This window comes from Pigmentibacter sp. JX0631 (genome assembly GCF_029873255.1).
Taxonomy (GTDB): domain Bacteria; phylum Bdellovibrionota_B; class Oligoflexia; order Silvanigrellales; family Silvanigrellaceae; genus Silvanigrella.
In genome coordinates this window covers 1353253-1374894 of sequence record NZ_CP123622.1, presented here as the reverse complement: position 1 = coordinate 1374894, position 21642 = coordinate 1353253, and the positions used below count along the sequence as shown (strand labels likewise).

Genomic DNA, 21642 nt, shown 5'->3' with positions numbered 1-21642 from the left:
TATGTTTCTCTTATTTGGATTTATTTTTTTAGATATCTTGAATGAATTTATAGTTTTATGGTATATAAAACCTAAGAGGGTTAGATTATGCTTCACAACTTTAGGGCAGTTGCCAATTTTTTTATTGACAAAGCAAAAAGTGAAAATAAATTACTTTCACATATGCAGATACAAAAGTTACTTTATTTTGCCCACGGTATTTATCTAGCAGTTTATAAATCCCCGCTTATTGATAAGACTTTTCAAGCTTGGAAACATGGACCAGTCATCCCTGAATTATATTTTGATCTCTCTCCCTTTGGATCTCATGGTATTAAAAAGAAGTTAACAGAAGTAAAAAACTCCACTGGAAGATCTCAAATATGCGAACCTTCAGTCAATACTAAAGACCAAAATTTGTTAGATATATTGAACTTTATTTGGGAACAATTTGGTGGGTATGATGGATTAAAACTCTCCTATTTAACACATGTAAAAGACTCACCGTGGGATAAAAATTATGATCCCAATTTCAGAAACAAAATGATACCAAATGAAGAAATTTTTAATTATTTTAAAGACAAGGTAAAAAGAACTTGATAGGTATTCGTTTAGAACCCAGTATTTTTGGAGAGACCCATTCTCTTTCTGACAAAATTGATTCTACTGAACTAAAAGATATTGAATTAGATCCTACGAAATCAGATTTTGTTACTCCTGAATGTCAAGATATTTTTAATAGCGCACAAAATGTTATAACTCGACAAAGCATTGAACGGGAGCAGGATGTTCTTGCATTAAAAAAGAAAAAATTAGAATTGAACGCACGCTTAAGGTTAGAAAAAAAAATAACTACAATTATTATTTTTTATTATCTTGTTGTTGCGTTAATTTTAATTAGTCACATAGTTCTAACAGCATTAAAATTTATTGTTGTTAGTGACAGTGTTATTATTACTCTTTTAACTGTCACTTTTGTAAATACAATAGGTCTATTATTAATTATCGTTAAATATTATTTTCCTAATATAAACCAACCTGAAAAATAAAAACGATGTTCTTATTTCGAAAAACAGGTTTTAACCGTTAGGAAATTCTAGTGCATGGTCATGCCGCCATCAACAGCAAGAGTTTGGCCAGTAATATAGCTTGAAGCTTGACATGCTAAAAAGATAACCGCTTTTGCCACTTCGATTGGATCGCCAACTTTTTCAGATGGTATTTTTTCCTCTATTTTTTTAATAACTTCATTGCCCAAGGTGCTTGTCATATCGGTAGTAAAATATCCAGGCGCTAATGCGTTTATTTGAATATTTCTTCCAGCAAGTTCTAATGCAAGAGCTTTAGTCAGTCCTATAACTCCTGCTTTACTAGCGGCATATGCAGTTTGTCCCGCATTTCCTGTTAAACCTACTACTGATGAGATATTAATGATTTTTCCCGATCTTTTGCGCATCATTCCCATTGCAACTGCACGCGAACAATTGAACGAACCTTTTAAGTTTGTATCCAAAGTAGCATTCCAATCGTCTTCTTTAAATTTTACAAACAGGTTATCTTTAGAAATACCAGCATTATTGATTAAGATATCGATTCCGCCATGTTCTTTTTCAAGAACTTTTATGCTTTCCTGCACTAAATTAAAATCTGCAACATCAAATTTTGCACAAGTTGCCGTTCCATTGCATTCTTTGATTTCGGAGACAACGGATTCAGCTGCAGATGCATTACCAGCATAATTTACGATTACTTTTGCCCCTAACGTGCCTAAAGCAATAGAAATAGTTCTACCTATTCCCCTTGATGCTCCTGTTACTAAAGCGACTTTGCCGTTAAAAAGGTTTTTTGCATAAATACTGCTAATTATTTGAGCGATTTCTGCTGCAGTTGCCTGTTTTTTTTCAGTATTTTCCATATATTCCTCTATTAGATAAGCAAATAATTGAACAAAATAGCCGTCTTGACGCTAGCATGAAAAAAAAATTGCGTAAATATCCTTCCAAGGCTTGTCAATCTTAAATTCTTGCTATATGTAATCATTCGTGCTCATGTGGCGGAATAGGTAGACGCACAGGACTTAAAATCCTGTATTCGCAAGGGTGTACCAGTTCGATTCTGGTCATGAGCACCAACTTCTAGTTTTCACCGATCTTATGTCTATTCCCCGACTAATAAAATAATTAAAAATGACAATAGTAAATCCGATTCCTTGTTTGGGTTTTCGGAGAATTTTTTTATGCTTAACCTTAAAGAATGCTATAAATATCTTGTTGTAACTTTATTACTGACAAATTTTTTGCAAGCAAAAGCGGAAGAGGTTTTTATTGAGCCACATGAAGTGGAACCTCAAAGTATAATAGCAAGTATTAGAATATTAGATGATTCCACTTTTAATTTAACAAAAGATCAAAAGCAAAAAATGAAGAAAATTTTTGATGATCAAATTGTTTTACTTAAAGCAATTTCAGATGAATTGCATGGAAAATTAGCAAAAATAAATACAGCCATTCTGGATGAAACAAAGTCAGATACAGATTTAAAAAAAATGTACCTTGAATATTTAGATTTAAAAAAAAGAATCTTAGAACTACATTTCCAAAATATTATTAAAATAAGAAAGTTATTGAATAATACCCAAAAAAAATATTTATTAGAACATTTAGAAGGCCATAAAGATATGAAAGCGAAGTATGAATAAAAATTTTCAAATTGACAACTGAACCCAATTGTCTTTCTTAATTTCAGATTGAATGTAGGATTAATGTATTGTATTAATTCCAAATTATATTCTTAATTTAATTATATAATTTGTAATAAATTTAAGTGTTAATAAAAATATTTTATTTATGAAAATTTCAAAATTATAATACTTAATGGATCAATATCTAAAGAAAATGTATTATTACTTTGCATTTTAAATGTATTATTTGAAAATCCTTCGATAAATTCATTTTTTTGAAAATTTAGATTTAGTAAAGAATTAATTGAAACTTTTTTATTTAATGAAGTATTAATTAAGAACAAATATTTACTATTATTATAGTCCCATAGCTCGAATTTTAAATTTTCGGTTGCTGTTCCTGAAGTGATTGTGAATAAACTTTTGTCTTGATTTTTATGGCCTTGCATAAAAATATTTGCTAAATGCAATTTTCCATTTAAGTCATTACTAACACTCATATATGCTGCAACTTGTTTGTCTCTATTTTCTTTTGATAACCCCGCGCGGGTTGCCCACGACCAAATTTGAATTCCTTTAGCACCATTTATTAGTGCAACATAAGCAGCAACTCGAATTAATGATTTTGCTTGTTCTTCATTAAGACTACTTGAATAATCTTTGTTCAAATTTAAAGTAACGCCGCCAAGATTTTTTAAATCATTTGATGATTGATAAACTGCTTGTGTTCCGAATTCAATAATATTCGGCCAATTTGGATCATCTATTCCATTTCCATAAACCCCCCGCATTTGGACATCAAGGCCATATTTTCCAATATTTACTAAGTCTGCAGCTTTTCTATTATTTGGTTCATACATCATCAGAAGTCTATGTTTTAAATTTAATTCATTTTCTACTTCTAAAATTGCTTTTTTTAAATTTGTTAAGTAATTCATTTCATTTTTTCGCCAATATCTTAATTCTTCTGGAGAAACAGCCCACCAAGCAACAGCATTATTTAAATCAGGATCATTGACTATATTTTGAATAGTTGTTTTAACTTGTTGCTTTATTTCAGCATAATTTGGCGCATCATTTATTGGAGTAGATGTGAAATTTATAGGGTTTTTATTATCTTGCCCTATTAAATCAATTCTATAAATGGCTTTCATTCCTAATTTACTAGCTGATTTAAAACATTGTGTAATATTATGGCCGTAGTAAGGCCCTATCATAGTAACGCCATTTTGTTGCATTTCTTTTAGGATTATTAAGCAATTATCTTCATTTCCGCTGTTAGCTGTCGAATAGAAACTAAATGGAAAAGAAGAGATTGTCTTTTGTTGATCTGGTATAGATTTACTTACAGATTTATCATCGGTTTGATTTTTACAGGATAAAAATATAATAATGGCAAATAGTATTCTTGAAAAGATAATATATCGCATAGCTTTATCCATATGAATATAACTATTGATATATCGTCTTTAATAGGAAAATATTTATATATATCCTCTAATTTGTATTATTATTTAAATTAATTTTTGATTAAAATCATATTAAATATTATGGATAAAATCAAAAATGTCTTAGTATATTTTGTATTTTAAGTTAAATTTACATTGTTTCCTTAGTACCCTTGACGGAATATAGTCTAAGAATTACATATAGTTAAATAAAACTTATAACTATTGGATGCTTACATGAAAATAATATATTCTTTCATTTTTTCTTTTCTTACACTGATACTTAATATTTCAGCTTATGCTGAAAAATATGTAATAATATCTGATGTAGACGACACTATTAAGATAACAGCAGTGATGGCTGGTACAAAATTATTTGCTGAAAACTCAATGCAATCTAATGCTTTTTTTGCTATGCCTCTTTTATTCAAAAATTTCTCTGATAATAACACAACTTCTGCAAGAGAAATATTCTATGTAACTGGTGCAAAAGGTCCTTTGGCTTATCCAGCAAATCACTTTTTACAAGTTAACAAATTTCCTACTCAAACTTCTTTGCCTTCTCAAGCTAATTCAAATAAATTAAATATCCAAAATAGTATTCATGGTGTAGTTGGAATTATCGAGAAAATTCCAAGTGTAATTCATAATCACAATCATAATGTGCCACAAGAAGAAATAGATCCTTATTTTCCTGTTGGAACAGGTTCAAGTTATTTAAATCATAAAATAAATGATATGATATTAAATGGAAAAGTTGCAGCTATAAAGAAAATAATGGATAGTGACCCGGAAATTTATGCAATTTTAATGGGTGATAATGGACAATTGGATCCAGATGTTTATTTAAAAATATCATCTATGTATCCAAATAGAACTGTAACTTTCATGCATCATATTTATGCTGGACCAGATAAAAACATTATCAATTATTCTACTAGTGATTCAAGGAAAAGATATGAAATATATAAAAATCAAATTCCTTATTTCACTACAGCTGATCTAGCAATCCAATTTTATAAAATGGGATTTATTTCAAGAGATAATGTAACTGAGATCTTAGATCAATCAATCAAAGCATTAGATCATACTCTTGTAACTAATTCGAAAGAGGCAGAAGAATTAGAAAACACTCAGAAATTATTTTATGCTCCATGGATGCATGGTTGTTCTGGATTTTTAAATACATCTGAATGGGAAAGAATTGTATTAAATCAACTGAATAATGACGATGAATTATTAGATAAAATAACAAAAATACATTCTGAAATAGTTTCTTACCCAGGTTGTAAAGCTGGAGGAAATTAATTTTTCTCTTTAAAAAATATTCTATATTTATAAAAAAGACCGAGAAAATAAAACTCGGTTTTTTTTATTTCGACTATTTTTTTTTAGTTAAATGATTTAAAACTGTCTTTTGAATTGGAGTAACGATCTTTAGGAAAGTTATTTTATTGTTTACTAGTATATAGATATGGATATTTGATGAACAAAAAAAAGATATTACTTTTCACCTTAATTCCTTTGCTGCTTATTTTGTCTTTAGTTGCGATTATTGGCTATGTTTATAAAAGAGATAAAAGTAAATACGAACCAAAACTATGGATTGGGCTTTTTGATTACAGATTAAATTTCAGAGATGTAGGCCAAAGTTTAAATAAGTGTTTGAAGAAAGAAATGTTTAACACAGGTCTTGTCTATCGCTCAAATAAGTATTTTTCTGGCTGGAGTTGTAATAAAATCAATAATCCAAATACAATATATTCGTTTAATTTTAGCCCTTGGAATCCCCATTCTTATTACTGTGAAATGGAGAATGGAACCAGAAAATATGGTTTTCATCCGAATACAACTTTTGAAATCAATGATATAGAAAATTTTGAGAATTGGAAAAAAATAGAATTTAAACAAACTATGTGCACTTTTTTTGAAAAAGCTTTACTTGATTTGATAAATAAAAATAGTTTTTTGTTTCATTGTGATGTTGGTAGAGATAGAACTGGTGCATTTGCAGCTATGCTTTCTGCTATGGCTTTAGAGCAAAAAAACTTATTGAGTGAAGAAACAATAAATGCAATAGAATGTGACTATGAAAAAACAAGTGCGTTAGAAAAACATAAAATAGGAAAAATGAAGAATTTTATTACTGAACAGCAAAAAAATGGTGGTATTTCGCATTTTTTAATTGAAGAATGTGGAATAACTAATGATTTAATGAAACAAGCTGCAAATAGTTTTATAAAATTATAAATATGATCTAGTGGAACAACCATCCACTAGTATAGTTTGTCCATTGATAAATGATGCATCTTTTGAAAATAAAAAAGTAACTACTTTTGCAATTTCTGATGGATCTGCCATTCTATTAAGTGCAGAACGACTTTCAAAGTTTTTCCTAATTATTTCTGCATTTGTATTTGTCGTTATTGCTGAACTTTCTATTAAATGTTCTATATGTTCTGTTGCTGTAGAACCAGGGCCAACGTTGTTAATACGTATTCCTGTATGACCAATTTCATGTGCTAAATTTTTTAAGAAAACAACTAAACCTGATCTATAAATGGCAGACATATGTAATAAACCAACAGGCTCTTTAACCGATGTACTTGTAATTGCAACTATACTAGAATTATTATGTTCACAAAAAGGTAAAATGTTTAATATAAATTGTGCTGGTCCAGCAAGAATATTTTTGTTACTTTGAAGGAAGTCTTCATACTTATATTCGACTAATTTTTTTCCTGTATAAGCGCCTCCATTTACTAAAACGCCAGCTAATTTTCTTCCTTTTAGTGTGTTATTTATAGTATTTTTTGCTTCATCTTCAGATATATCTAAATCTACTAACTCTATGCTGCTTGCGCCTAAGTTTTTAAGAATGCCTATTTTATCAGAAATTTTATTCGCATTTCTTGATGAAATAATGATACTGGCTTTTTTCTTTGCAAGTTCTTCGGCTACAGCATATCCAATTCCACTAGAAGCGCCACTTAACCAGAATAGTTCTGAATTATTTGATTTCATTAGGATGTCCTTTTAAAGAATTTCATAGAATTATGAAAGAAGACAAACTTGGTTTATAATATTTTTAATTAGCTGTACATTGTAGTTGATTCTTTTCGCAAAAGCTTCTGAATCATTATATAAATATATAATATTACTATATAATTTATTCAATAAAAAAGAAGTGGAAGAAAGAAGCCTTGACAGAGCTTAGACTAAGTCTAAATTATACTTAACGGTTTAAACCGCATTAAGATTCTTTTAAGCATTGGAGTAAAAAATGGAAAATGTTGTCATTATTGGTTCTGGGCCTTCCGGATTAACAGCAGCTATATACTCAGCAAGAGCAGCATTATCACCTGTTGTTATTGGTGGTATGCAACCTGGCGGTCAATTGACTACTACCAGTGTAATTGAAAACTGGCCTGGTTTTGTAGATGGAATAGATGGAAATAAATTAATGCGGGATATGCGTGAACAGGCTGAAAAAGTAGGTGCTCGCATGTTAAATGGTTCAGTATCAAAAGTAGAAAGAAGCAATAAAGGAACATTCATCATTAAGCGTGACTATGAACCAGATCTAGAAGCAAAAGTAGTTATTATTGCTACCGGAGCTTCTGCAATAACATTGCCCTTGCCAAATAAAGATAAATTGATGGGCTACGGATTATCAACATGTGCTGTTTGTGACGGCTTTTTTTATAAAAATAAAAAAGTTGCCGTTGTTGGCGGTGGAGACAGTGCCATGGAAGAGGCAATGTATCTTTCCAAATTGGCGGCCGAAGTAATTTTAATTCATAGAAGTGATAAATTTAGAGCTAGTAAAGCTATGCAAGAACGTGTAGTTGCAAATCCGAAAATTAAAATTATTTATAATACAGAAATTATAGATACCATTTCTGATGACAAAGGCTTAACAGGTATTGTTGCGAAAAATAAAAATGGGACAAAGGATAATATTACCGTTGACGGCTTATTTATGGCTATAGGTCATCATCCAAACACAGATTTTGTGAAAGGATTGGTTGATATGGATGAAAAGGGCTATATATTAACAAAAAATGGAACCTATACAAATATTGAAGGAATTTTTGCAGCGGGTGACGTTGAAGATAAATTATATCGCCAAGCTATCACGGCTGCAGGAAGAGGTTGTCAAGCGGCTTTGCAAGCAGAAAAATATATAGAAGGTTTTGCGCATTAAACTAATTCTTTGAAAAGCCTAATATTTCAAATTTAATTCCCTTAAAAAGAACTTGATTATTTTGATTAAGTTCTTTTTTATTTGCATTAATTATTTTTACTCTCCATAAACCCTTGGAATCTTCTTCATAAAAAGCATTTGTTAATAAACCAATATTTTCATCAGCAAGTTTGGAATTATTTCCTGGAAATTTAAGTCTATTATTATAATCATCAGTACTAGCAGAAATTAATGAGTTACCAGGATATAATATTACACTTTTTGTATGTTGGGGAGATTCAATTTCAATTCCTATTCCGTCAGATTTACTAGCGTCTAAAATTGGATAGATATTTATTGCTTGGATTTTTATATTTCTATCAATATTTATCTCAATTGGATAATCAAATGATCCCTCATTAATTACTTTTTGTATATTATAATTTTTATAAACATAGTTAGAAATTAGTTTCCCTAAATAGGGATAATCATAATTTAGAGCATAATTTAAAGCTTCAGTTGTATTAACTACGCCAAAACCATAAAAATTACTAAAGTGATAACCCGCAGCATTGGTAACCCAATTATTTTTCCAAACTGACCAAAGATTACTTCCTGTTTCAAATAAATTTAAATTTTCGATGACTTTAATACAATAGGGTTTTGGATTGGGTTCAATTTTTTTATTGCTAGCAGTTTTTGCTAAAATATGTTTTATATCCCAAAAGGATAATTTTGGATTCGAACTTAACAGTAAGGCGATTACCCCAGAAATAGTTGGAGCTGCTGCTGAGGTTCCAGTAAAAGTAGATGAATAATGAAGATTTTTATTTTCAGATAAAAATCCATTATCAAATAAATTTCCAAATCCTACTCTCCCAGGAATATTTGTTGTAATAATTTTTGGTCTTTCGATAGAATCAGAGTTGAAATAATTATCTTCGGTTTTTCTACTTAACTCCCCTCCTCCAAATCCAGTGATCCATAAATTTGAACCAATACTTGAATATTCAGCAATAATTCCATTTGCGGATAGTGCTCCTACAACAATAGTATAAGGTGTTGATTTTTTCCAATCAAATAAAGATAAATGAGGTCTTATTCTTGATAAATATTTTTTCTCATAGTCTTTTAAATTTTTTAGATTATTAAAGTTTATATTTGTAGTTGTTTCATAACTTGATTTTTTTCCATTTATTTCAGTATATTTATCAGCATATTTAAATTCACAAGTATAATTTCCAGCACTAGTAACTATGATAAAACCTTTTGTCGAGTTTTTCCTATAATTATTTTTTATTAATTCATTAATAGCTTGAGAATTTGAAGAATATATTGAAGAATAAACAAAAGGATTTTCTCCATAACTTTGATTTATGATATCAAAATTTTGATTAAATGCAAAATCATACATTAACATCTGCAAAGTTGTGTAAGAAAAAATTGAGTTTGCTTTTTCAAATAAATTTGCACTTCCTAATTTTGCTGAATAAGCGATGCCTCTAAAATTATTGTTTTTGTTTTTAGCTGCGGCTATTATTCCAGCAACTTTCGTTCCATGTGTTTCAGTGTTTTGTGTAATAGGTATGTATGAAACAGAATTTAATGGATCATTGTAAAGATCAATAGAACCATTAACTAAAGCATTCGAAATAAGATCAGGATGTTTTAAATCTACAGCGTCATCAGCAATTAAAATTTTGATATTTTTTCCAGTATATTTATCGCTAGGTAAATTTAAATCAATGCCAGAAATTGCTTCTGTTTTTGCATAGGATTTTTGTCCAGTATTTTTTAAATGCCACATTTCCTTAAATAAGTCTTTTTTCTCAGTCTCATCGGCACGAAAGATCAATTCACAAGAGTAAAAAAATATTATGGAAAAAAATGGTATTATAAAAAATAATTTTTTCATTCATCTTTCCTTAAAAATCTTTTACAAGAATATTATCTAGTATTTCTAGAGATACACTAATTAAATTTTTTTCATTTTGTAGAGATTGATAAATTTTTACTAAATTGCTATTGTTTTTTGCTCTTACAATAGATATATCTTCTTTGAAATCAGTCACTTTATCAACATTATTTCTATCATACATACCTGAAAAGTTAATTGGATCTTTTTTATGTTTAAGAATAAAAAATCCATTTGTGGTATATATACTATTTGTGTTTTTATCAAACAACGCTAAATATTCTTCATTTGAAAAATGATCAAATTTATTGGATGATTTATAATATAAAAATTCCTCATCTTGCCATAGATATTCTCTATTCATAAGTTCATCAGATTTTTTATATACTGCTGAAATATTATCTATAAAATATAAATTATCATGATTTGGAATTTTTGTATTTACTTTATCTTTAATATATTTTTTAAATTCATCTTCATTATATTTTGTTTTGATAATACTATTTGTTTTTTTTATTTCATTTTCTCTTTTTTGTCTATTTAATTCTTCCATCCCTTTTTTATAATCAACTCTTTCATTGTTAGAACTATTTGTTTCGATTTTTTCTTTAGAGGTATTTGTTTGCTTTAAATCAGTACTTTTTTGATAGTTTTCCAAAAATATTATGATAATAATTGCGATTATTATAATTAAAAGCAATAAAATGACATTTTTAATTCGCATATTATCCACCTATTGGGAAGTACTCTTTTTATCGAAGTTTAAATTTCTAAATTTATGAAAATTCTTCAAGTTTTTACTTTTGCCAAATTTCTAAATCCGTTTTTCCATAAAAATTAGGGGTAAACTCAGGAATTATAGAAATAATAACGAAATTTTTTTCTAAGTAACAAATCTTAATGTTCTGGCACAAGTGTATCTTGTCGATGTAAAAATTGTTTTTACTAAATAAGAAAACTAAAAATATTCTGATGAAAACATTATTTTCTTTGTTTTTAAGATAGAAATTAGCAAATTTCAATAAATTTAGAAGTTGCTGTTTTTTTACGAATTTTTTCATAAAGTTTTCAGAAAACAAATATTCACTAGACATGCTTTTATTTAAAAAAATAGTTTTAACTTCTGCGATACAGTAATGGTTTTTCATGAATTGATAAATTCTATCAATTTCGCCTCGTTTTATTTTCTTGTTTTTTAATATGGGAATCCATTTTTTTTTACTCATCCAACAGTCAAGAGTCTCTTCCCCCCAAATTCCAAGTCTTTTTCTGTAAAGTCCTTTCAATTTTATCTCCTTTCAAATATATAAGAAAAGAAATTTGTATAATTGTGGGATCTGTATTCGACCATAGATATAAATTTTTGTTCAATTCATGAAAAATTTGATTTGATTTTATAGGAATTACGTTATACCCAATTTGTTTAAAGTTTGCCCCCTCCGTTGGGGATTTATTAAAGGGTTAACATTCCTTAAACTTTTTAAAATCTTGGAGATCTCTTGTATCTAGAAAACGATGCGAATAAACTAAGTCACCCAAAACAGTTAACTAGGCAAAATCATAGTGAAATTCTTCATAACCTAAGAAGAGAGCTTGCAAACTTGCAAAAACAAAAGGTTGTTGAGCCTGGTGTTTTGAAAATGCGGGTTAGAAATTGGCTTTTTTTTGTTGAAGAGGGTGAGTCGATTGTTGATATCATTTTAGATAAAGGCTACTCTTTGTCCGATATTGAGGCAAATAAGTCCCCGCGTTTGGCTGATACAAACCTGTCATTTGATGAATGTACTGAAGTTCATAAGTATTTTATGGAGTCTACTGTTTTTGAACCATTTACAGATGATGTAAATATTCGAGTAGGTTCTCCTGGGTCTGAGCCCACTCTTTATGATCTTGAAGACTTTCAAGCGTCCATAGGTGATGTTATAACTGTTGAAACTTGGCAGAAAATTTCTGGTCGAAGCAAGTTCACTATGGTAATAAATGAAATTTGTGATAATAAAGATTCTAAAGTCATAGTGCTTGTGGAAGGTTCGCATAGATTTGAGGTTCCCATTGAGGAAATTAAGATAGCTTTTGTGTTACCATTCCATCCAGCATCGAAGTCGGTAAAGTTAGCGAAAGATGCTGCTCGACAAAAAGCTCGGCAAGGGGCATTAAAAAAAATAAAATAGTCGAATTCTAACTAATGGGATTCATTGAATTTTAAGCTTGTTTTCAGAGGTGCATTTAATGCAAATAGATTTGAAGCGTGTAATTGAAACTGTAGGTAAAGAAAAAAATATTGATCGCCAGCTGCTAATAGGCGCATTAAGAGAAGCGGTTCTTACAGCTGCACGCAAACATTTTGGTGATTGCGTCTTTGAAACACGTTTCAACGAAGAAACAGAAGAAATTGAGTTAATTCGCTATCGTATAGTTGTCGCAGACAACGAACTTACAAATGTAAGTAAGCAAATACCTGCTTCTGAAGCAATAGCAATGGATGACTCCTTGCAAATTGGTGATGAAATAGGTGAACCGCTTCCAACTGACCAGCTCGGCCGTATCGCTGCCCAAGCCGCTAAACAAGCAATTGTACAAAAGGTGATGGAAGCTGAAAAGGAAAAAGTTGTCAGAGAATTCAAAGATAAAAAACATCAAACTGTAGTTGGACAAGTCCGTCGTTTTGATAAGGCGGATATCATAGTTGATTTAGGCCCAACAGAAGGTGTATTGCCTGTACGGGAACAAATACCTGGCGAAAAATACAAAATTCGTGACAAAGTAATTGCTTTCGTTGTTGATGTGAAAAAGTCAACTCGTGGGCCACAGGTCATGTTAAGTCGTGCACATCCTGAACTTTTAATTCGTTTATTTGAACAAGAAGTGACAGAAATATCTGAAGGTATTGTTGTGATTCAAAGTGCAGCACGCGATCCTGGTAGTCGTTCTAAAATAGCTGTTTACAGTACTGAGCCATCTATTGATCCAGTAGGAGCCTGCGTTGGTATAAAAGGTGCTCGTGTTCAAGCTATTGTTCAAGAATTACGCGGTGAAAAAATTGATATCATTCCGTATGATAGAGATCCTGCGCGTTTCGTCTGTAATGCCTTAGCGCCTTCTGAACCATCAAAAGTTATTGTAAACGAACGTTTGCATATTATGGAAGTTGTCGTTCCTGATGAACATTTATCTCTAGCCATTGGTAAACGAGGCCAAAATGTCCGTCTTGCAGCCCAATTAACCGGTTGGAAAGTGGATATTCGTTCAGAATCTAAAATGCGTGAACTTGTTCAAGAATATAAAAACGTAATAGCGCAAATTCCTGCTTTAGGCGAAATGCGTGCTGAAATTCTTGTGAACGAAGGATACAAAGATCCTGCAGATATTTCGAGAATGGATCAACGTACTTTGATCAAGTTGTTAAGATTAACTCCTGAAGAAGCTGAACAAGTCATGCAGGGAGCAGCTGAATTAGCTGCTTCTTTGGAAGAGCAAAAAGCTGATCTTAGTACAGATGAAGATTTAGAAGATTTTCATTTAGGTGAGCCAATTTTAGATGAAGAAGAAGAAATGACTGAATCAGAAGAAGCTGAAGCTGCGATTGATGATATTGTTGCAAAAACTCGTCCTCAGCCTTTGTTAGATCCTGAAAAAGTCGATATAAAAAATGTGCCTACAGAACGCTTGCGCTATTGGATGCAATTAAAAGGCGTTGCTGAACAAATAGCCGCAGTTATTCATACTGCTGGTTATTCTGATTTTAAATCCGTTGCTAGTTCTAATGCAGATGAAATTGCATATAAAACTGGATTACCTATAAAATTGTCTGGAAAGTTACATGCTGAAACTGCCAAGATCTCTGGAAACTGATACTGAACTTCAATTGTTGTTCCATAACTTGCAAAAGTCTTTCCAGGTTTTTTCTCCTGATGGTACGATAAAAGTTCCAAGTGTTGAATTAAGTGATAATTTGATTCACGCTCTTGCCTTTGCACGCCGCTGCGGTAGTCTTCGTGGTGGATTGGAAAGCATCGAAACATTGCTACAAACTGAAGAAGCAGGGCTAGCTGCTGTTCGTGCGAAACAAAAACAAAAGGATCCAAATCGTATTTCCAGAGTGTTCCTTTTTTCAAATGATGGTAGTGAAAGATTTTATCGTCATTGTGATGCTTTGCTCATTCGGTATAAGAGTAGAGTTTTAGGAATAAAAATTAATGCATCCTCTGCTTTGCTGGGAAAAACATTTTTTGGCAAAGAAAAAGCAGTAAAAGCAATGCTTCTTACTAGAAAAGATGCTGTTATTAAAGTTTTGTCTGTTATTATGGCCAAAGAATTTGAGTCGTAATATAAAGTTTTTATTTATTTTTACCGTGCTAGCTTTGTTGGCATGATTATATTGGGAGCTGCATTTGATGAGTCGTATTAGAGTACTTGATTTGGCGAAAGAGTTGGGGATTGAGACCAAGGCTGCCATTATTAAGCTTCAAGAACTCGGGATTCAAGTAAAAAATCACTTTAATGCGATCTCTGAAACAGAGGCTGCTAAATTGCGTGCTTTTCATCGGTCTGGAAAAAATCCTGAAAAAGAAGCTGCTCAAAAAGCTGCAGCGAGTAAATTAATTATTAGAAGAAAAGTCGAAGTTTCTCCTGAATCAGGGGAAGAATCACAAGAAAAATCTAACCAAGATGCAAATGAAAAAGTCGAAGTTGCGCCGAAAAAAGCTCCAGTAATTAAAAAAGCTGCGGCTGGTACAGATACATCTGAGAAACACTCTCAAGATGTTCCTGAAAGACATTCATCTGATGATATTCATAAACGAAACAAAGCAGTTCATAACGAAGAAGACACTGCAAGTGAGAATATGAAATCCGCATTAGCTAACAATCAAACTGTTTCTAATTCTTCTACACGTGTAGGAGAAAAAACTACAACCCCAGATTACAGAGAGACAACAGCTGCTTCCGCTCAAACTCAAGAGGCAATTTCCAGTAGAACTGATACAGAATCAAGGTCTAAGGGCTCCGAAGTAGGTGCAACATCAGCTATACGCTCTCAAAAGAGTGATGAGATTAATAACGTGCAAACTACCAATTCCCCAAGTTCTAATTCTTCAAGTTCTGCTCAAGTCATACGTTCTGCGTCCAGTACAGCGACTCCTGCTCAAAATTCAAAATCTGTTTCCAATACAAAAACAGAGACAGGTGCGGTTATAGTTAGAAAAGCTGAAGCAACTCCTTCCGCTCCACCTACAAAACCACAAAGCTATACAACTGCAAGTTTTAATTCACAAAATGCTTATCGTAGAGACGACAATGGTGCTCCAAGATCTAGTAATCCACGCGATAACTATGGTCGTCCAAATCAATCCCAAAATGGTATGATGGGTGGACAACGTTCAGATAATAGAGACTCTCGTGACAGCAGAGGTAATGGTAATAGAGATTTTCAACCTCGTAATGGGGCTCAACAAGGCAGTGGCCGTCCTGGTCAATCTGGAGGCTTTGGCAACAGAGACTCTCGTGACAGTAATGGTCAGGCAGGCTTTAGAACAGGTGCTGGCGGACAACAAGGTAGACCAGGCTCTTCTGGAGGATATAACTCTGAAAGAACTGGAGGTTTTGGACCTCGTCCAGCTGCGCCAGTAACAAGTAGACCTTTTGTTATGGGTGGAGAAGCTCCGGCAACAACTCCTACTAAAGATGTTCCTTCAAGATTGAAAGATCGTGAAAAAGATAAGGATAGAGAAAAACGGAGAATTACTGATGAGGAAGATGCTCGTCGTATCCGCAATAAAAATGCTCGCCGTTTAGAGGATGATGAAGATCTAGATCTTTACGGAGAAATTGAAGGTGGTGAAGAACAAGCTATTGTTGTAAGAACAATGATTCCTAATCGGAAAAAAGCTTCTCAATCCTTCAAGAAAAAAGAAATTAAAAAAGTTGAAGCTGCAAATCCAACTAAGGCATCAAAGAAAATAATTCGTATAGACGAATCGATTACTGTAAATGATTTGGCAGGTGAACTTAGTCAAAAAGCAAGTGCAGTTATTAAAGTATTAATGAAGCTAGGAATGTCTGCAAGTATTAATCAACAACTTGATTTTGATACTGCTACATTTGTCTCACAAGAATTTGGATTTGAAACACAAAGTTCTAGTGTAACTATTGGTGATATCTTAGCGCGTAGAACAATACAAAATAATGAATTAAATTCACTTCCACGTCCTCCAATTATTACAATTATGGGACATGTGGATCATGGTAAAACATCATTACTAGATGCTATTCGATCTGCAAATGTAGCTGCAAAAGAAGCTGGTGGAATTACTCAACATATTGGTGCTTACCAGATAGATTATAAAGGTCAAAAATTAACTTTCTTAGACACTCCTGGTCACGAAGCATTTACTGCAATGCGTGCCAGAGGGGCGCAAGTTACTGATATTGTGGTTTTAGTTGTTGCTGCGGACGACGGTGTGATGCCTCAAACTATTGAAGCTATTTCGCATGCTAAAGCAGCTAATGTGCCTATTATTGTCGCTGTGAATAAAATAGATAAACCTGGTTCTAATTTAGATCGTATTAACAGAGAATTATCAGACCAAGGTGTTATGCCTGAGGAATGGGGTGGAGATTCTATCTTCGTCCAAGTTTCTGCTAAAACGCATCAAGGTCTAAATGAACTTATAGAGTCCATTCTACTACAAGCAGAAGTGCTAGATCTAAAAGCTGCTAAAGATACTTTAGCAGAAGGTATTGTCATCGAAGCGAAACTTGACAAAGCAAGAGGTCCAGTTGCGACCGTTATTGTAACTAAGGGTACTTTGAAAAACCAAGACTTTATTGTCGTTGGAACTTCAATGGGTAGAATTAGAGCAATGAATGACGCTAACGGCGAAAAAATTACCCAAGCTGAACCTGCCACTCCTGTAGAAATTATTGGTTTGAGCGATGTTCCAGCTGCTGGTGACCAATTTAACTGTGTTGTTAGTGACGCTATTGCGAAAGAAGCAGTTGCTTACAGAATTGAAAAGCAACGCCAAAAAGATTTAGCAAGTCAACGTGGTTCATCTATGGATGAATTGTTAGCCTTAATGGCAAAAGCTGAAGATAAAGCAAAAGAAGTTTCTATTATAGTAAAAGCAGATACCCATGGTTCTGCAGAAGCAATTAGAGCTTCTCTTGCAAAATTAGATACTGCAAAAGTTAAAACTAAAATTCTCCACTCTGCAGTTGGTGGTATTACTGAGACTGATGTCATATTAGCAAAAGCTTCAAATGCTCTTATTCTTGGTTTTAATGTTCGTCCTGATAGAGTTGCTGCACAAGTAGCTGAACAGGCAGGCATTAAAATTCAATGCTACAGCATTATTTATGAACTTATTGAAGCTGTTCAAGCTGCAATGGTTGGTACTTTAGCTCCTATCAAGCAAGATAAAATTATTGGGCATGCAGAAGTGCGGAACACTTTCTCTGTTCCTAAGGTTGGAGTTATTGCTGGTAGTATGATTTCTGATGGAAAAGTAATACGTAATTCTCATGTTAGAATAGTACGAGATGGTGTGGTTATTTACACTGGAAAAATTGGTTCTTTAAAACGCTTTAAAGACGATGCAAAAGAAGTTGCACAAGGTTTTGAGTGCGGTATCGGCGTAGAAAATTATAATGATATTAAAGTTGGTGATATTTTGGAAGCATTTATTGTTGAAGAAATAGCTGCTACTCTTAATTAATTAAAGGATATTTTGTTTAAATGGCTACAAAAAGAATGCTACAACTTGGTGAGCAAATCCGCGAACATATTGCAATGATGCTTGTTCGTGGAGAAATATCTGATCCTCGGGTGCGTGGCATTACCTTAAATTCAGTAAAAATGTCTCCTGATTTACAAATTGCTAAAGTTTATTTTTCTGTATTGGGTGAACCTGAGCAAAGAAAATTAGCTGAAAAAGGTTTGAAGCAAGCTTCTGGCTTTATCAGACGTGAATTAGGAAAATCTTTACTGATTCGCTACACTCCAGAAATAGTTTTTTATTATGATGATAGTGTAGAGTATTCAGTAAAAATGGGTGCATTGTTAACTAAAGTTAGTGATGAATTAAAAGAAAATGAAAAAAACTCATCTTTAAAAGATGAATCTTTAAATCAAGAGCATCAACCTAAAAAATAATTAAAGAACAATATAAAATTATGAATATTAAGCAAAGTGAAGTTAGCAATTACTGTGGTTTAATTCTAGTAGATAAAGCCGCAGGTATGACAAGTCATAAAATTGTATCCCTGGTACGGAAAGCATTAAATATTGATAAAGTTGGGCATTTAGGAACTTTAGATCCTTTTGCTACTGGCTTGTTACCTGTGTTAATTGGAGGAGCTACTAGACTATCAGACGAAATAATGGATGGAAAAAAACAATATTTGTTTACTATTAAATTAGGTAAAGAAACTGATACATTAGATGCGTCTGGAAGAATTGTAGAAGAAAAAAACGTACCACAAAACTTTGCTGAATTGATTGAAGCAAAATTGAATTTATTTCAAGGAGAAATTGAACAAATACCTCCTGTCTATAGCGCATTAAAAATGAATGGAAAGCCTTTATATGAATATATGCGGGCAAGTGGAAGTATTCCGAATCCAATTGAAACTAAAAAAAGAAAAATTTTTATTGAAAAACTTGAAATAGTCAATTCCAATCTATCCGAAGAAAGTATTTCACTAAGAGTATTATGTGGAAAAGGTACATACGTTCGTTCTCTTGCAAGGGATTTAGCTAAAGCCATTGGTACTGTGGGTTATTGCTCACAATTAAGAAGAGAATTTGTTGAGCCTTGGCATGTAGAAAATGCTATTTATGTATCTGCAGATATTGATAAACAAGAATTAAAAAATAAAATTGACTCTAATTTAATTCCTGTAATAAAGATATTACCCAAAATTCCAGAGATTGAATTAGATGAAAATTTTTTAAAACAAATATCTTCAGGAAATATTGTACTACTCGATAGAAGTAATTCAATACTACCAGAACAGTTTTTACAACAAAAGCAAATTACTTCAGCTTTTGTTAAAGTAAAAAATTTTGAGATAATGTTTTATTCAGAAATTAAATTTATAGCAGAAACAAATCAATTTAAAATTATGCCAAAGAAAAAAATGTATTAGCAAGAGTTAACTTATCTAGTTTGTAAAAAAGTTGTAAAAAAAATAATTTTCTGTTAGTGAATACTTGTTTGTTAAGCTTTTCAAACACTATTTTTACATTAATATCTATTTTAAGTATTTATAATCTATGAAAAATAATATTATTCTTGTTTTTGCAGCGTTTTTTCTAAACGCAACAGTATTCGCAAAAGAAACAAATTCATATGCTGTTTTCTTACCAAAAAGTTTTCAAGACTACCATGCTTTTGAAAAAGTTAAAAATAATAAAGAAAATGATCAGAAAAATATAAAAGAAAGATATCATACTATTAAAGGTGATTTAAATATTTTTCCGACACAGGATCTTATTCAGGTAAAGAAAGTTTTAAAACCTAATCATAATATGAAAAATAAATGTTTATTCCCAACCACTATCAATAATTATTATGAAAATTCCTATAATCTGAAGCGAAATGATAAATTAGATGAATTTGTGAATCGAGTAATCCAACAAATTGAAGTCGTTAATGATAGATATTTTCAAGTTGTTGATGGACAAAAAAGTAATTATATTTACAATTCTGATAACGACATTGAAATTTGTCCACCCTCAAATCCATATCATCTAGAAAATATGCGAAAATAATACTAATAAGGATAAGTTATGCCAGTTAAGAGTTGAGAATATGTATTTAGAAAAAGAACATGTACTTAAAAAGGCATGCAGAAAATCTTCCGAAAACATGTACAAGCAAGCCCTTTGTTGAACGGACTTTAGATGCCGTTTGAATACCACCAGATTCAATTAGCCAGTTGAATAGGATTTCAATTGATTGTCTAATTGAACTAACAGATTTTGAATATACTTTTTCATCGTATGAGAGAGTTTTTTTACTTCTTGAAAGTTTAATTGGAGTATGCAAGTTAGAATTTTTTTTAGCCAATTTTTGTTTAGTAAATTGATCGCAGTACGCTCGATCAGCAAATAGTTCTGAGTGATTTAAATTTAAAAGATCATTCTTAACCGCTGTTAAATCATGTGTTGCAGCACGTGTTATTTTCATTGATACCGGGGAAGCAAGGCGTTTATTTTTAAATAAAGCAGTAAGATGAAGTTTCAATCCAAAATAAAAAAGATTTTTGGAAGAGCAGAAACCAATTGAAGAAATTTCTTTTGCTGTATTACATTTGTGAGCTCTAAAACCCTTTGCCAAGATAATTGGTAAAGAGTCAATTAGAACGAAAGGTTTAGTAGTATTTGAATTTAATTTGAACTTTTTATTCTGTAAAAGGAATTTAGAAAGTTCAGGAAAAAGATGATTCAGATTGTTAAGTCTAAATAAAAATCCTTCATAAGAAGGTAAATTTGGAAACCATTCACTAAGGAAATTTTTTGTAAATTTAAAAATTGATTTTATATTTTTAAGTTCATTCAAAATTCCAAAGATGTAAATTGTGATGGTTTCTTCATCAGTAAACGAAGGATTTGAATTAGGACTTATTTTTAAAAAAATGTAGGGAGAAAGTTGAGAAAAAAATTTGCAGGAAGTAAGGTAAACGGTAATGAGTTGGTTCTGCCAATCCATTGGTAGCTCCTTTGTTACTTTGTTTTAAGCAACAATTAACTAACAAATTGGAGCTATTTCTTCAATCTTCACAATATTTTTCTCAACTCTTAACTGGCATAAGTTATAACAAGATTGATTATGTAATTGTTTGTAACTTTAAAAATTGCTACTTGCTTAATCCAAATTAAAAGGAATTAAATAAAATGGCATCAGCTTTTTCGCATATTGCAGTTCCCCTGGCATTGACTATGGCATGTGGATTTAAACATATTCCCAAACGTCTTTTAGTGTTAGGAATGTTGTTATCAGTAATTCCTGATTTAGATGTCCTTGGATTTAATTATGGAATAAAGTATGAGTCGCAATGGGGACACAGAGGTTTTACTCATTCTGTGTTTTTGGCTTTTCTAATAGGTCTAATCGCCGCATTTTTTTCTAATTATTTAACAGCAAAACATTTATATGTTTTTTTATTTGCGTTTGTTTCAATGCTTTCCCATGGAATTCTTGATGCTTGTACTTCAGGTGGTTTAGGGGTAGAATTTTGGTGGCCATTTAATGAATCAAGATATTTCTTTTCATTTCGCGAAATTAAAGTTTCACCTATCGGAGTAAAAAAATTCTTTTCCGAAAGAGGTTTCATTGTTTTAAAGTCTGAATTTATTTATATTTTGTTACCTTGTTTATTTGTAGGAATTTCTGCGTTATTTATTAGAAAAAATTTAAAAAACTAAAATTAT

21 protein-coding genes and 1 tRNA gene are annotated in these 21642 nt (G+C 31.5%); 15 read left to right on the top strand and 7 right to left on the bottom strand.

Going from position 1 to position 21642, the window contains the following annotated elements; genetic code table 11:
• Positions 1 to 87 precede the first annotated feature (87 nt).
• Together QEJ31_RS05980 and QEJ31_RS05975 are read left to right on the top strand one after the other, a co-directional pair.
• Positions 88 to 579 carry a type II toxin-antitoxin system antitoxin SocA domain-containing protein gene (locus QEJ31_RS05980; RefSeq protein ID WP_280592877.1) on the top strand — a complete coding sequence of 164 codons (492 nt, stop codon included), beginning with the start codon at positions 88 to 90 and terminating at the stop codon, positions 577 to 579.
• Positions 576 to 1028, top strand: coding sequence for a hypothetical protein (locus QEJ31_RS05975; protein WP_280592876.1), 453 nt, complete (start codon positions 576 to 578; stop codon positions 1026 to 1028). Before QEJ31_RS05980 ends, QEJ31_RS05975 begins: the two co-directional genes overlap by 4 nt.
• Before the next feature lie 47 nt (positions 1029 to 1075).
• On the opposite strand, the gene fabG is transcribed toward QEJ31_RS05975, so the two are convergent.
• Entirely contained in the window at positions 1076 to 1894 is an 819-nt protein-coding gene (fabG, locus tag QEJ31_RS05970; protein ID WP_280592875.1) for a 3-oxoacyl-[acyl-carrier-protein] reductase, read from the bottom strand.
• 129 nt (positions 1895 to 2023) lie between these two features.
• Between fabG and QEJ31_RS05965 the strand changes: the two genes are divergently transcribed.
• Together QEJ31_RS05965 and QEJ31_RS05960 are read left to right on the top strand one after the other, a co-directional pair.
• Positions 2024 to 2110 (top strand) — tRNA-Leu (locus QEJ31_RS05965).
• Between the two features lie 105 nt (positions 2111 to 2215).
• On the top strand, positions 2216 to 2677 hold the full coding sequence (locus QEJ31_RS05960; RefSeq protein ID WP_280592874.1) for a hypothetical protein: 462 nt from the start codon (positions 2216 to 2218) through the stop codon (positions 2675 to 2677).
• 146 nt (positions 2678 to 2823) lie between these two features.
• On the opposite strand, the gene QEJ31_RS05955 is transcribed toward QEJ31_RS05960, so the two are convergent.
• Entirely contained in the window at positions 2824 to 4089 is a 1266-nt protein-coding gene (locus tag QEJ31_RS05955) for a hypothetical protein (RefSeq protein WP_280592873.1), read from the bottom strand.
• A gap of 255 nt (positions 4090 to 4344) precedes the next feature.
• Here QEJ31_RS05955 and QEJ31_RS05950 point away from each other — a divergent pair, with 255 nt between their 5' ends.
• Positions 4345 to 5415 carry a phosphatase domain-containing protein gene (locus tag QEJ31_RS05950; protein WP_280592872.1) on the top strand — a complete coding sequence of 357 codons (1071 nt, stop codon included), beginning with the start codon at positions 4345 to 4347 and terminating at the stop codon, positions 5413 to 5415.
• 177 nt (positions 5416 to 5592) lie between these two features.
• Complete coding sequence (locus QEJ31_RS05945) at positions 5593 to 6357, top strand: tyrosine-protein phosphatase (protein ID WP_280592871.1); 765 nt, start codon at positions 5593 to 5595, stop codon at positions 6355 to 6357.
• Here QEJ31_RS05945 and QEJ31_RS05940 read toward each other — a convergent pair.
• A complete protein-coding gene (locus tag QEJ31_RS05940; protein WP_280592870.1) occupies positions 6352 to 7131 on the bottom strand; it encodes an SDR family oxidoreductase in 780 nt (259 codons plus the stop codon). The two genes, QEJ31_RS05945 and QEJ31_RS05940, sit on opposite strands and share 6 nt — an antisense overlap.
• 259 nt (positions 7132 to 7390) lie before the next feature.
• Here QEJ31_RS05940 and trxB point away from each other — a divergent pair, with 259 nt between their 5' ends.
• Positions 7391 to 8314, top strand: coding sequence for a thioredoxin-disulfide reductase (gene trxB / locus QEJ31_RS05935; protein ID WP_280592869.1), 924 nt, complete (start codon positions 7391 to 7393; stop codon positions 8312 to 8314).
• Between the two features lies 1 nt (position 8315).
• Here the strand turns inward: trxB and QEJ31_RS05930 are convergent, their stop codons facing one another.
• From QEJ31_RS05930 to QEJ31_RS05920, 3 genes are all read right to left on the bottom strand, one after another.
• Positions 8316 to 10208: a S8 family serine peptidase gene (locus tag QEJ31_RS05930; protein ID WP_280592868.1), complete on the bottom strand. Its 1893-nt coding sequence runs from the start codon at positions 10206 to 10208 to the stop codon at positions 8316 to 8318.
• 10 nt (positions 10209 to 10218) lie between these two features.
• Positions 10219 to 10932: a hypothetical protein gene (locus tag QEJ31_RS05925; protein WP_280592867.1), complete on the bottom strand. Its 714-nt coding sequence runs from the start codon at positions 10930 to 10932 to the stop codon at positions 10219 to 10221.
• Between the two features lie 73 nt (positions 10933 to 11005).
• On the bottom strand, positions 11006 to 11494 hold the full coding sequence (locus QEJ31_RS05920) for a hypothetical protein (RefSeq protein ID WP_280592866.1): 489 nt from the start codon (positions 11492 to 11494) through the stop codon (positions 11006 to 11008).
• Positions 11495 to 11707: 213 nt separating this feature from the next.
• Between QEJ31_RS05920 and QEJ31_RS05915 the strand changes: the two genes are divergently transcribed.
• The 7 genes from QEJ31_RS05915 (at position 11708) to QEJ31_RS05885 (ending at position 19980) form a co-directional block, all read left to right on the top strand.
• Positions 11708 to 12379, top strand: a complete 672-nt coding sequence (locus QEJ31_RS05915) for a hypothetical protein (protein WP_280592865.1) — start codon at positions 11708 to 11710, stop codon at positions 12377 to 12379.
• A 58-nt stretch (positions 12380 to 12437) separates the two neighbouring features.
• Positions 12438 to 14060 (top strand): transcription termination factor NusA, encoded by a 1623-nt coding sequence (nusA, locus tag QEJ31_RS05910; RefSeq protein WP_280592864.1) that lies wholly within the window; start codon positions 12438 to 12440, stop codon positions 14058 to 14060.
• Complete coding sequence (locus QEJ31_RS05905; protein WP_280592863.1) at positions 14029 to 14535, top strand: hypothetical protein; 507 nt, start codon at positions 14029 to 14031, stop codon at positions 14533 to 14535. Before nusA ends, QEJ31_RS05905 begins: the two co-directional genes overlap by 32 nt.
• Positions 14536 to 14602: 67 nt before the next feature.
• Entirely contained in the window at positions 14603 to 17923 is a 3321-nt protein-coding gene (gene infB / locus QEJ31_RS05900) for a translation initiation factor IF-2 (RefSeq protein WP_280592862.1), read from the top strand.
• 20 nt (positions 17924 to 17943) lie between these two features.
• Complete coding sequence (gene rbfA, locus QEJ31_RS05895; protein ID WP_280592861.1) at positions 17944 to 18360, top strand: 30S ribosome-binding factor RbfA; 417 nt, start codon at positions 17944 to 17946, stop codon at positions 18358 to 18360.
• 20 nt (positions 18361 to 18380) lie between these two features.
• Positions 18381 to 19355, top strand: a complete 975-nt coding sequence (gene truB / locus QEJ31_RS05890; protein WP_280592860.1) for a tRNA pseudouridine(55) synthase TruB — start codon at positions 18381 to 18383, stop codon at positions 19353 to 19355.
• 127 nt (positions 19356 to 19482) lie between these two features.
• Positions 19483 to 19980 (top strand): hypothetical protein, encoded by a 498-nt coding sequence (locus QEJ31_RS05885; RefSeq protein ID WP_280592859.1) that lies wholly within the window; start codon positions 19483 to 19485, stop codon positions 19978 to 19980.
• Between the two features lie 46 nt (positions 19981 to 20026).
• Here the strand turns inward: QEJ31_RS05885 and QEJ31_RS05880 are convergent, their stop codons facing one another.
• Complete coding sequence (locus QEJ31_RS05880) at positions 20027 to 20920, bottom strand: transposase (protein WP_280592858.1); 894 nt, start codon at positions 20918 to 20920, stop codon at positions 20027 to 20029.
• Positions 20921 to 21105: 185 nt separating this feature from the next.
• On the opposite strand from QEJ31_RS05880, the gene QEJ31_RS05875 reads away from it, so the two are divergent.
• A complete protein-coding gene (locus tag QEJ31_RS05875) occupies positions 21106 to 21636 on the top strand; it encodes a metal-dependent hydrolase (protein WP_280592857.1) in 531 nt (176 codons plus the stop codon).
• Positions 21637 to 21642 lie beyond the last annotated feature (6 nt).